The sequence below is a fragment of the Cellulomonas sp. 73-92 genome, assembly GCF_001898175.1.
Taxonomy (GTDB): domain Bacteria; phylum Actinomycetota; class Actinomycetes; order Actinomycetales; family Cellulomonadaceae; genus Cellulomonas.
In genome coordinates this window covers 1-11646 of sequence record NZ_MKTH01000017.1, presented here as the reverse complement: position 1 = coordinate 11646, position 11646 = coordinate 1, and the positions used below count along the sequence as shown (strand labels likewise).

General features: G+C 67.1%; 9 protein-coding genes. 2 read left to right on the top strand and 7 right to left on the bottom strand.

Annotation, left to right across the window (positions count from 1 at the left end):
- The 6 genes from BGO37_RS12685 to BGO37_RS12660 form a co-directional block, all read right to left on the bottom strand.
- Positions 1 to 672 (bottom strand): SCO6880 family protein (locus BGO37_RS12685; protein ID WP_367188109.1); only part of this gene is annotated, 672 nt, incomplete at its 3' end.
- Positions 669 to 1772, bottom strand: coding sequence for a type IV secretion system protein (locus tag BGO37_RS12680; protein WP_291755419.1), 1104 nt, complete (start codon positions 1770 to 1772; stop codon positions 669 to 671). The genes BGO37_RS12680 and BGO37_RS12685, both read right to left, overlap by 4 nt.
- Position 1773: 1 nt before the next feature.
- Complete coding sequence (locus BGO37_RS12675; RefSeq protein ID WP_291755417.1) at positions 1774 to 2085, bottom strand: DUF6112 family protein; 312 nt, start codon at positions 2083 to 2085, stop codon at positions 1774 to 1776.
- 141 nt (positions 2086 to 2226) lie between these two features.
- Positions 2227 to 3531 carry an ISL3 family transposase gene (locus tag BGO37_RS12670; protein ID WP_291755422.1) on the bottom strand — a complete coding sequence of 435 codons (1305 nt, stop codon included), beginning with the start codon at positions 3529 to 3531 and terminating at the stop codon, positions 2227 to 2229.
- A 220-nt stretch (positions 3532 to 3751) separates the two neighbouring features.
- Complete coding sequence (locus tag BGO37_RS12665) at positions 3752 to 6163, bottom strand: S8 family serine peptidase (RefSeq protein ID WP_291755414.1); 2412 nt, start codon at positions 6161 to 6163, stop codon at positions 3752 to 3754.
- A gap of 122 nt (positions 6164 to 6285) precedes the next feature.
- Complete coding sequence (locus BGO37_RS12660) at positions 6286 to 7260, bottom strand: AAA family ATPase (protein WP_291755411.1); 975 nt, start codon at positions 7258 to 7260, stop codon at positions 6286 to 6288.
- Positions 7261 to 7324: 64 nt separating this feature from the next.
- Here BGO37_RS12660 and BGO37_RS12655 point away from each other — a divergent pair, with 64 nt between their 5' ends.
- A complete protein-coding gene (locus BGO37_RS12655) occupies positions 7325 to 7615 on the top strand; it encodes a helix-turn-helix transcriptional regulator (RefSeq protein WP_291755408.1) in 291 nt (96 codons plus the stop codon).
- A gap of 440 nt (positions 7616 to 8055) precedes the next feature.
- Complete coding sequence (locus BGO37_RS12650; protein WP_291755407.1) at positions 8056 to 10548, top strand: helicase C-terminal domain-containing protein; 2493 nt, start codon at positions 8056 to 8058, stop codon at positions 10546 to 10548.
- A 115-nt stretch (positions 10549 to 10663) separates the two neighbouring features.
- Here BGO37_RS12650 and BGO37_RS12645 read toward each other — a convergent pair whose 3' ends face one another.
- Positions 10664 to 11527 (bottom strand): MerR family transcriptional regulator, encoded by an 864-nt coding sequence (locus BGO37_RS12645; RefSeq protein ID WP_291755403.1) that lies wholly within the window; start codon positions 11525 to 11527, stop codon positions 10664 to 10666.
- Positions 11528 to 11646: the final 119 nt, after the last annotated feature.

Here is an 11646-nt window from a genome sequence, read left to right as displayed (position 1 = left end):
CAGGACCCTTCGCAACACGACGAGACGACGCCAACACGAACCCCGATTCTCAAGGACGTGTTGCGACCACGACTGGAAACCACCCCGTCGTGCCGGGGTCAACCCGCCCGGCACGGTCCGAACCAGGAACTGGACCCGGACGATCGTCGACTGCTGGCAGATGCCGGCCAGGACCCGTCCCCACGCGCCGACCTTGTGTTCCTGCACAGAACCGTCGTCCAGCAAGAACCCCGACGCGTTCACCGCCAGAAGAGCCGTTGCCGTCCCGGCTCTCCGGTCGACAACCAGGACGCCGCCGAGCGACGGCTCCTCGACAAGCTCAAGACGCCCGGCCACGCCTGGCAATGTGAGCGTGCGGGGCTGATGCTCAACGCGGGTGCTCCGTGCGACGCTGGTCGCCCCGCGCAGCTGACGACCCCGCCACGCAGTCATCAGAGGAAGCCAACCCACCAGCGGGCGGCCCCCGACGGTGACGGTGCCGACGACCAACAGCACCACCCACAACGGGGCCGACACGAGCAGGCCCCCGCTACCGGCCGAGTAGACCGCCGTCACCGCGACGGCTACGGCGACGCCGACGACGGCCAGCTGGGCAGCCGACAGGCCGAGCAGGACGCCGCGCCGCTCGAGCCGACCAAACACCGTCGTCGACCCGGACTGCGACGCAGTCATCGACCCTCACCGCCAGCCGCCGGTCGCGACGCGGGACGGGGCTGCCCGGGTGGACGTACCGCGCTCGCTGCACCGGCGCCTTGAGCCGCGGCTGCGCCCGCGCCGGCACCGCCGGTGACCGCGGTCAACGCCACGTGCTGGGCCGCGAACTTGGTGGTGGTCGCCGCGGACTGCCCGACCTTGCTAATCGGGTTGGCGGCCACGTTGGCGTGCATCACGGTCGCGGCCTCCAGCCCCGACCAGTGCACGAACCGCCACGTCAACCACGGCGCCCAGATCGCAATCGCCAGCAGCAGGACCCCGACGAGCAGGTCCGACAACCGGGTGCTGTCGCTGCTGGCTGGCGCGGTGCCGACGCCCGGGCCGGTGCCCGAGAACGCCGAGGCGCCCACGACGAACGTGACGACGATGACGACCTTGCAGAACACCAGCGCGGCGACGATCTCCAACCACCGGCGGGTCCACACCCGGGTCTGGTCCCACGCCGACCCCGCGAACGCAATCGGCGCGAACACAGCGACCAGGATCAGTGCTGCCTTGCGGAACAGCAGCACACCCCACAGCAGCACGAACCCGACCATCAGCAGCAGCCCGAGCAGCAGCTGCAGCGCCGGTGACAGACCGGTCAGGAAGCTGAACCGGAAGAACCGCGCCGCGGCCAAGCCGACGGTGTAGCCGGCCGAACCGGCGATGTACTGGCAAAGGGCATCAACCAAGGTGAGCGCGACCTGTGTCACGGCCAACGCCAACGCGGCGCCCAGTAGAGCCTTACCCACCCCGACGACACCACGCGCAAGGCCGCCCGGCTCACGGCGCAACACCGACGTGAGTACCTGGATGACGAACAGGCCGACAACCGCAGGTAGCGCGATCGACGCGATCACAGCGACGTTCGCACGGAACCACGTCGCGCCGAGATCGATCGCCGTGGTCGTGTCCAAGGCGGTCAGCGTCAGCTGGCCCACCTGGGCCGAACCTCCGACGAAGGCAGAACCGAGACCGCCCAGCACGTAGTCGGATGCCGCGCCCTGCACGGCGTCCGTGACCTGGCAGACCAGATCCAGCGGACCCGAGCACACGCTCGCCACCGCGGCGGCCACGTCAGATCCGCCCGCCCACGCCGGAGAAGAACGCCACGATCGCGTTCGCCCCGCCGATCAGCAGCGCACCACCCGCCGAGACCAGCACGCCCGTCTTCGCACCGGAGGCATAGCCGTAGTTGCCCTGCTGGCGGGCAACGGCCCAGGTGATGACCGAGATCACTAGGCCCGCGACGCAGGCGACCAGACCCCAGGTCAGGAGCGCTCCGACGATCTGGCGTAGTACCGCCAGTCCCGGCAGCCCGTTGTCGTTGGGCGTGATCCCCGGGTCAGCGGTCGGAAGCAGGAGCAGGAGTCTTGCGGACGACGTCATGGCGCACCCCGTGCCAGTTCAGGGCGCCCAGCGTCAGGGAGCCTCTACTAGCGGGAGTGCGCCCACTGGCGCAACACGCGACGCCCAGCAGCGCGGCAGGATCGCCTCGGAGCCCGACCCCACCAATCGGGCTCTTCGCAATCAAGCGGGTAGGTGGGGTCTGAAGCCGCCGGTTTCGAGCAAGCTGCGGGCGATGTAGTTGGTGAGGTTGCGGAAGCCGAGGGCGGAGCCGCGGAGGTGTTCGAGGCGTCCGTTGATCGCTTCGGTCGGGCCGTTCGAGGTGCCGGGGCGATCGAAGTAGGCCAGGACGTCGGCGGCGCGGGTGCGCAGGGTGCGGCCCAGGCGGCGCAGTTCTTCGAGACCGGCCGGGACGCCTCGGCCGATGGACCGGATTGCGGTCTGCAGTGCGGCGCGGCCGCGGGCGCGGTCCTCGTCGCGGTAGGCGGTGACGATGTCCTGGTAGACGCTCCAGGTGACCTCGACCGCGATGTGCTGCTCGTCGGCGGCGAACGCGGCGAGGATGCGCGATCGCTGCCGGTCGGTCAAGAACCCTTCGCCGGTGTGCAGGGCGCGACGGATGCCGTACAGCGGATCGCCCGAGCGGCCGCGGTGGCCGAGCGTGGCCTGCTGGATGCGCTGTCGGCAGCGGTCCAGGGCGTCGCCGGCGAGCTGGACGACATGGAACGGGTCCATCACCTCGACTGCGTCCGGCACCGCCTCCGCCGCGGCGGTCTTGAACCCGGTGAACCCGTCCATCGCGACCACCTCGACGCCATCACGGAACGCCGGGGTCTGCTGCTGCAGCCAGGTCTTGAACACCGGCTTGGAACGGCCCTCCACCATGTCCAGCAGCCTGGCCGGTCCGGTCCTGTCCCGCACCGGCGTCAAGTCGATGATCACGGTCACGTAGCGGTCGCCGGCCCGCGTGTGGCGCCAGGCATGCTCGTCGACGCCGATCACCGCCACCCCGTCGAACCGGGCTGGGTCCGAGATCAGGACCCGACGACCCTCGTCCAGCACCGCGGTGTTGGCGGTGTGCCAGGACACCCCGAGCCGGGCCGCGACACGGCTGACCGTCAGATGGTCGACGACCAGCGCCGCCAGCGCCCAGGCCAGCGCGCCGCGCGACAGCCTCGATCTCGGCTCGGCCGCGTGAGCCAGGTCGTGCCGCCAGGACCGGCCGCAGCCCGAGCAGCGCCAGCGGGGAAGCCGGACCACGAGCGTCGTCGGCCTGCCGCCGAACGGGACATGCGCGAGCCGTCGCACGTTCGTGCCCCGCGAGATGCCCTCCGCTCCACACCGACCGCAGAACTCGTCCGGCGCCACGACCCGGCACTCGAGCACCGCACCAGACGGCTCGATCCGCTGCCCAACGGCCACGAGTCCGAGCTCGTCAAGCCCGCAGAACACGGTCAGGTCAGCAGGGTCGAAGGTAGCGTGGAACACGTCGAGGCCTCTCGGATGGCGAGCGTAGGAACTTCCATCCTCGGGAGGCCTCGACCCTCCCACCCGCACCGACGCGCCACCAGCGATCTACCCGCTCAACTGCGAAGAGCCACCAATCGTCCAGCATCTTCGACGCTCCTCGGCGTCCCCCCCAGCCGCGGCGGAGTATGCAGAGTTGCGTGTCGCGTTGGCTTCGGCTGTCCCAGCGGCGGCCGCCGCGTCAGGAGCGGACGCGAACGCGAGCTCGCGCCTCGATCTGTGCCCGGACCAACGAGAACAGATCCACTGAGGCGGTCGCCTGCATTGATAGTTCGATCGCGAGTGCGTAGGACTGTTCGGTCGGGTCGTTGGCGGTCTTCGACCATCGGCGAGGTGTATGGCGAAGCACCAGGAAGTAATCCTCGTCGTCCGGGTTCCAGTCCCAGTCCAGCGTCCGACGCATGAGCGTGTTGGAGGCGAATGTCTTGACGCCGGGCTGCAAGTTAGGACGCCGACGGTCGTGCGGAAGCGGCAGCCGGACCTTGCTCGGGTCCGCACTGACCTCCTCTTCGCTTGGCTGCAGTTCGTACAGTTGGACAACTTCTGCCTCGGTCATGGCGCGAGTCACGTCGAACGACATGTCTCCAGCGGCGTACCCGCCACGATCACGCCGGACGGGAGGGTCGTAGGCGAGCGCGACTCGCATCGTTTGATTGCGAGCCCCGGTGGCAAAGTCAGCAGGCACGGGTATGCGTTGAACGCTCACCCCGCCGACTGGGATTGCACCCTCGAACACGAGGACGACCCGATCTGGGCCACTCTCCAGCACGCTGTGGGCATTGGGTTCTCCGAATGCTGAAACCACGATCGGCAGACCGTGGTTCCTGGATGCGGGGTTTACCCGGCCTGAAAGGGCCGTCAGTGCCCGTAGAAGATTCGCCGATGCGCGCGGGTAGCGGGTGGCAATGTCTGCGATCTGGTGCGCTACGTAGGGGGCGGCAAAACTAGTGCCAGTCACTGCGGTGAACACCGGGTTGTTGTTGCGTGGCGTGGAGAGGGTGATGACTCCCATCGCGGGGTCATTTGGGTGCACGGAGCTGTTCTGGTGGTCCCAACTGAAGTTACCGCCGTGCGCTTCGAACTCGGGCTTCTGCGTCAACGTCTTGGTCCGGCCGCGGGTGGGGCCTACTCGAGTGAATGGCGAAGGCTGCCCGGCGTGTGCGATCGGCACCTGATGCTGTCGGTTCACCGCGCCGGGCACGTCGTGGTGCGCTACTGCGCTGACCGTCACGCCCAAGGCTGCTGTGCCAGGGTCCGCGACCCGTGCTTCTGGGCGGTGCAAGTAGGTCGGGTAGTCAGTCTGCCAGTGATGAGGAGACACGCTGGCGACGTTGCCGGTGGACAGCACGACCACCATGTCGAGTTCTCGGGCCAGCCGGTCAATGACCAGCACTTCCGGGCTGGGCACGAGACTGTCGTCGGGGACGAGCTGGTTAATGGAGCAGACCGCAACCTTGACCCCCTCGGCGTGTAGCCACTTCAGTGCGCGCTCGAGCTGCTCGTGCAGGTAGCCGACGACTTGCGTACGGCCGAGCCTGAGGGCTGATGCCTCCATGACTCGAGCACCGTAGATCGGGTGCGGCGCGGGTAGAGGAGCTCCGTCAACGATGTGCGTTCGAAGCTCGCCGTAGGCGGCGACGGCTGCGACATGGGTGCCGTGGTCGCTGGGCGGGTTGAATACGTACCCGTCGGGAAACGATGCACGGCCCGCAACGACGTCTTGCAGGAGAGTGTTGTCCATCACGAGATCGTCGATCACACCGATGGGCGCGCCAGTAGCCGGCGGCCGCTCCCACGGCGGGGGTACCGGTGCTTCCAGAAGGTGATCGCTCGTCAGGACTGGTTGTACGGGTGGCCGGACGCGTTCCACCCACGCATTGGCCAGCAAGCCGTCCAGGAGCTCGCGCGTCACTGCGACGCGCATCATCGTGGTGTCCGGTCGGTCGTCGACCGCGAGGACCGCAACACGGTCGTCAAGCTCGGCCGCGGAGGCAACGAACTCTTCTACTTCATGAACTCGTCGGCGGGCGGCTTCCGCGCGTCGACTGGAGCGTTCCGCCATCGAAGCCCACAAGAGGACATCCACGACCTCCAGTGATTCGAAGTTGAGGTCCTCGAGTTGACCGTCGGCGCGGTCGCGCGCGTCGTACAGTCGAACGCTCTCGATCGCGTCGAGCTGCTTGCGCCACGCCTCTGGTTTCGTCCAGTCGGCCCGGTCGCCTCCGTACTCGTCCACAAGATCGGCGAAGACCTCGCGCGCCTCAGAGCTGGACAGAACCATCAATGTGTTGCCAGAACCCTCAGTGAGGACGTCCATCCCCCACCGTCGAAATGGCCCGTAGTCCAAGGCCGCTCTACCGGTCACCACGAGAACAACCGGTGGGGCATCGTCGCGGTCTTCTTCGTCGACGCCGACCCGGTCACGTTCGAATCGGCCCCCAACCTGGCCTTCGATGCCCGCCAGCATTCCGGCGAGAGTCCTCGCGTGGCCAGGACGGTCGGGCTCGAGCGGCCCAGCATTTGGGTTGAACGCGGAAGGGCGGCGCTTGGACGACAGCACGCGCGGGTCTGCCAGTCGCAGATGGTCGGCCACGACTCACGACCGTAGCGCGTAGGACGCCGCCGCGGCTCGGACTATCCGCCGCATCCACCCACAAGAACGACGAGAAGTCCGCTGGAAACTTCCGACGCGTTGAACGATCGATGTGGCGGCGGTCAGGCCCAGGGCCGGGAGACCGTGTCGCGAACGGCCTCGTCAAGATCGCCGATGGTCGCCTCGCGGCGACCATCGAGCAGAGCACGCCGGCGCGCTCCGTCCGCGGCGTGCCGCACGGCGGCGAACGAAAGCCCGGCGAGCCGCGACGCGAACCGCTCGATCTCAATGGTGTTCACGGCGGACAGCTGCCGGTGCAGCAGGGCTGCGATCTGCGCGACGGTCGGGGCTGGCACCTCCAGGACCTCGTCGAACCGGCGCCACAGAGCTGAGTCGAGGATCTCCGGGTTATTCGTCGCAGCGATCACGATGGAACGCCCCTGGTAGCTGTCGATCAGCTGGAGCACAGCGTTCACGACGCGGCGCAACTCACCGTGGTCCGACGGGTCGTTCCGCAACTTGCCAAGGGAGTCGAACTCGTCGAGGAACACCACGTGCGCGTGCTGCTGGGCAAAATCGAACAAGTTTCGCAAGTTGGACGCCGTCTCGCCGAGGTAACTCGACACGAGGCTGTCCACTCTCGCAGTGGTCAACGGCCACCCGAGCTCGCCGGCGACGGCCGACGCGATTGACGTCTTCCCGCAGCCGGGGGGCCCGTACAGGAGCAGGCGATTGCGACGCGGCAGGCCGGCAGCATCAAGCTGCTGCCACATCGGGACCTCAGCGATCACCTGGCTCAGGGTGCGATCAGTCTGCTCGTTCAAGAGCAGGCTACGCAGCCCCGTCGTTGGTGGCGGTGCGACGTCAGCGATCGGAACGTTGGAGTCTCGGTCCCGAGGGGACTCGGGCAACATCATCGGTTCCACCGCGAAGGCGGAGTGAGCCCCCGCGGCCAGGAGCCGACGAAGGTCCTGCGCCAGCGCGGTGTGCCGCTTCGCTTCCTCCTCTTCGATGATCCCCTGGGTGGCGCGGCGGAACGCAAGGTCGTCGCGATCGTGGTACGCCGCGATGAGTGCCTTGATGTGCCGACCGGCCATGCCGACACCGTACCTTCCCGGTCGAGCCAAAACTATGGCGCTACTATTTTGGTAGTATACCGCGGTGCCCGGACGCCGGAGGAAGGTCGACAGTCCCCACCTGGAGGCCGCCGCTACGCTCGCCCGGAATGTTCGGATCGTCCGCGGCGAACGAGGCTGGTCGCAGCAGAAGCTCGCCGAACGCGCCGGTGTCGCCTATGGGACGGTTCGTGCAATCGAGACGCGGGCGGTGATCGACCCTGGCGTCTTCACCGTCCAAGCCATCGCACAGGTGCTCGACGTAACCATCGCGGACCTGCTCCGACGACACGTCACGACCGAGCCGTCACCGGGCCACAGTGCCGCGCCCCGGTGACGGCCTCTCGAAACCGGAGGGCCGATACCCGCCGTGTTCCAGGGCGCTGTCGCCGGCGGCCCTGACCCCCTGGGCGGGCCGTCAAAATCGACAACCGAACGCCGAAGCAGTCGCCAAGGCTGTGGGTCCCCCGCGCGCCCGGGCTTCCCGAAGTTCCGCAAGCAATCGCGCGGCGGGACCGCAGCTCCCGTTGACGTGGGGGCCTCCATGAGCCGTCGCGGTATCCCCAAGGCATACACCGCCGACTCGGGTGCGGCTGGCACCCTTGCGTTGTCCGCATTGTCCTGAATCGCCTCAAAGGGGCCCTACTTCCCCGGGTGCATTGCCAACGAAACGCTTGCCGTGCATGCATTACAGGTGCCAAGGTGCGGAAGATCTATGTGCGCCCAACGACACCACTCCCGCTTGGACGCCAGGGACGTCACCAAGGGGGCACCACGATGGGCATCGACTTCCTCAACTACGAGAAGCCCAACGAAGGAACCGGGGCCGTTCGGCATCCTCGTGACTTGTTCGCGGCTCTCCCGAGGGTCCGCGGTTACGAGTACCTACGCGGCCCGCAAGACCAAATCCTTGACCAGTGGGACCGCCGCCGTGACGCCCGTGACGTGGTCGTCAAGCTCAACACCGGTGGCGGGAAGACCGTGGTGGGCCTCCTCATCGCCCAGGCGTCGCTGGAGGAAGGCAAGGGCCCGGTTGCGTATCTCGTGCCGGACCACTACCTGGCAGACCAGGTGCGCGCTGAAGCGGCAGCCCTGGGCATCACCGTCACAGGCGACGTCGGGTCGTACGAGTACGCAACGGGTACGGCCATCCTCGTCGACGTGTTCCAGCGAGTCGTGAACGGCCTGTCCGTCTTCGGTGTCGGCGGCTCCGTATCGAAGGTGCCGCGGTACGGTCTAGGAACCGTCATCGTTGACGATGCCCACGCCTGCCTTGCGAAGGCGGAAGACGAGTTCAAACTCGTCATCGGAGCGGACGTACCGCAGTACGACCAACTCCTTGAGACGTTCGCGGACGTGCTCGAGCAGCAGTCTCCAAACGCCTTGCTCGACCTGCGAGGGCAGCGACAGAACGCCCTCGTGCCAATCCCGTACTGGGCATGGCAGGACCGTCAGAGGCAGGTCCTGTCGATCATTCACCCGATTACGAACACGTCACCGCACCAGTTCAACTGGCCGCTCATTGTCGACGTCCTCCCTCAGTGCCGCGCCGTCTTCACATCGGACGCCCTCGAGATCGCTCCCACCCATCTGCCCGTTGATGTTCTCACTGGCTTCGCGAGCGCCCAGCGGCGCGTGTACCTGACTGCCACGTTGGCCGATGACGGGATCCTCGTCACGGACTTCGCTGCCGACCCGGCGACCATCGCCGACCCCGTGGCGCCGGCGAACGCCGGTGACATCGGAGACCGGCTCATCGTCGTGCCGCAAGAGATCATGCCCGAGGCGACGGAGGAGCAGGTCCGCGGCATGATCGCATCGTTGGCCGCCGACCGGAACGTCGTCGTGATCGTCCCAAGCAAGACTCGCGCCGCCGCGTGGGCTGAGTACGGTCCCACCGTTCTGGACAAGGACTCCATCAAGGATGGCGTCGACCAGTTGAGATCCGGAAGACACGTCGGTCTGGTGGTCTTCGTCAACCGGTATGACGGCGTCGACTTGCCGGGGGACGCATGTCACGTGCTCGTGATCGACGGGCTCCCTGAAGCCCTCGGCGGTCTCGACCGGTTGGACGAGGCGTACATGGTCGGGTCCGACACCTTGTTGCGCCGCCAGATCCAACGAGTGGAACAGGGCATGGGTCGCGCCGTCCGCTCAAACGACGACTACTGCGTCGTGTTCCTGATGGGCGCACGGATGACCGAGCGGCTCCTTCGGCCCGGCGCAATGGACGCGTTCTCCCCTGCCACACGTGCGCAGATGGAACTCTCACGTCGCGTTGCTGCGGACCTTCGGGGCACCGACATGGACGAGCTGTTGAGCGTCGTGAACCGTGTCCTCAACCGTGACGTCGGGTGGATCACCGCGAGCCGGTCCCGTCTGGCAACCCTTCGGTACGAGCAGAACCCGGTCGACGCTGTCACGACGGCACGTCGCCAAGCCTTCGACCTTGCTACACGTTCCCGGTGGTCCGAAGCGGCCGATGCGGAGCAGAAGGCGCTGAATGCCGCCAGCGACCAGATCCTGTGCGGTCAGCTCCTTCAGGAGCTCGCGACGCTTCAGCACCCAGTCGACCCGGTACTCGCTCAGGAGACGCAACGCGCAGCGAACGAGGCAAACCGTGCCCTCCTGCGGCCTGCAACGGGTGCCAGCTACGCCAAGCTGGCCACACCGATCAAGGAGCAAGGCGCGTCGGCGTCCAGTTGGATGCAGGACGCGTACCACACGGGAGCCGAACTGAGGCTCGGGTACAGCGCCATCCTCGCGGACCTGGTGTTCGGCCCCCGCACTTTGCCGTTCGAAGCGGCACTGGACGACCTCGCTCGCCATCTTGGATTCGCAGGCCAGCGACCCGAACGAGACATCGGCCGCGGCCCGGACAACCTCTGGGCACTGAACGACAACACTTTCCTCGTCATCGAGGCGAAGAGCGGCGCAGGAGAACACCCGGTGTTCAAGGACGACGCCAAGCAACTATCTAACGCGATGGACTGGTTCCGTGAGCAGTACCCAGTGACGACCGGCACCCCCGTCCTGGTGCACCCCTGGTCCACGTTCGACTCAAAGGCCGCAGCACCGCAACGCTGCCGTGTTATCACAACGGAGAAGTTGTTCTCACTGCGAGATGCACTCGACCGGTTCGCGACTGCGCTCGCGCAAGACGACGCCTTCCGCGACCCCGTGCGGGTTTCCAAGTTGCTCGCCCATCATGGCTTGACGGCCCGGAATCTGCTTGAGCGGTACACCGTGGAGGCACGTACGGGCCGGTGAACGGGCGGTTGCGACCGCGGGTCGCCGGGCGTCTAGCCGCCGCGGACCGCGACCGTGAACGCCAACCCTGCGGTCCGTTCGCTGGTATGGACCGCCACGCGAACGCGGTTGCTTCCTACGACTGCAGCGCGTCTAGCTTGCTCTCGACGTCCGCGGCGGCCGCACCTAGTGCGACCCCGAAGATGGCGTCTCCGTGCTCAAGGACGCTAGCGACTTCGCCTGCTGTGGCTGCCAGGATCACGTCCTGACCGTTGCTGATGAGCGTCCGACCGCGGGACGCGTCCAGCCCTTCAGCCCTGATCACCGACACAACCTGGCGGATCTGCTGCAGGCTGACGCCCGCGTTGAGAAGCCGCTTCACGATGGCTAGCAACACGATGTCTTCAAGCGAGTAGAGCGCCGCGGGTTCCCCATTCTGGACGCTCGGCTCAACGAGCCCGGTCCGGGCCCAGTAGTCGAGCTGCCGATACGTCACCTCGGCCACCCGGCTTGCTGTCGACGCTCGGTATCCACGACCGGCCACAACGCGCCGTGAGCGGCTGACTTCACGTTCCCCAGGAGGCGCCAGCGGAACCACGTCCAACTGTTCACGAGCCTCCTGCCGGAGACGGTCGAGGAGTTCCTCAACGGTCCGCCCCGACTGACTGGCCTTCTCCGTCTCCCGCACGGCCGCTTCCAGACCGGCCTGAACACCCCCAGAACGACCTGCCTGATATGCGTCGTCCGGTGGATACGCAGCATCGAGCTTCGTGCCAGCCACCTCGAGCCGCAGAGGGATGCGCCGCATCATCGCTACGAAGGCCAGGAGGCCACCGAGCGCGAGCATGGTGGCGGCGGCCGCACCGGGCTTGTTCGCGAATGTCGCGGCGATCCCGCTGGCAAGTAGACCAACGGCCAGAGCCCAGCAGACGGTGACCGTCCCGCTCGACAGGCTCTGCGACGTCACCATCCGGTGCTCAGCTCCGGATTCATCAGGCATGCACCGACAGTATCCAGCCTCCTAGTTGTGATGTCCAGGGAGATTGGTCAGTCGGGTGATCGGCGGCTGGCCTCTGAGGGCGGAGTGGGCGCGGTGGTGATTGTAGAAGTGCAGCCATC

Bases quoted from the DNA above. Each gene is read 5' to 3' on its own strand.
- BGO37_RS12675 (WP_291755417.1), bottom strand. From the start codon at position 2,085: ATGACGTCGTCCGCAAGACTCCTGCTCCTGCTTCCGACCGCTGACCCG.
- BGO37_RS12660 (WP_291755411.1), bottom strand. From the start codon at position 7,260: ATGGCCGGTCGGCACATCAAGGCACTCATCGCGGCGTACCACGATCGC.
- BGO37_RS12650 (WP_291755407.1), top strand. From the start codon at position 8,056: ATGGGCATCGACTTCCTCAACTACGAGAAGCCCAACGAAGGAACCGGG.
- BGO37_RS12645 (WP_291755403.1), bottom strand. From the start codon at position 11,527: ATGCCTGATGAATCCGGAGCTGAGCACCGGATGGTGACGTCGCAGAGC.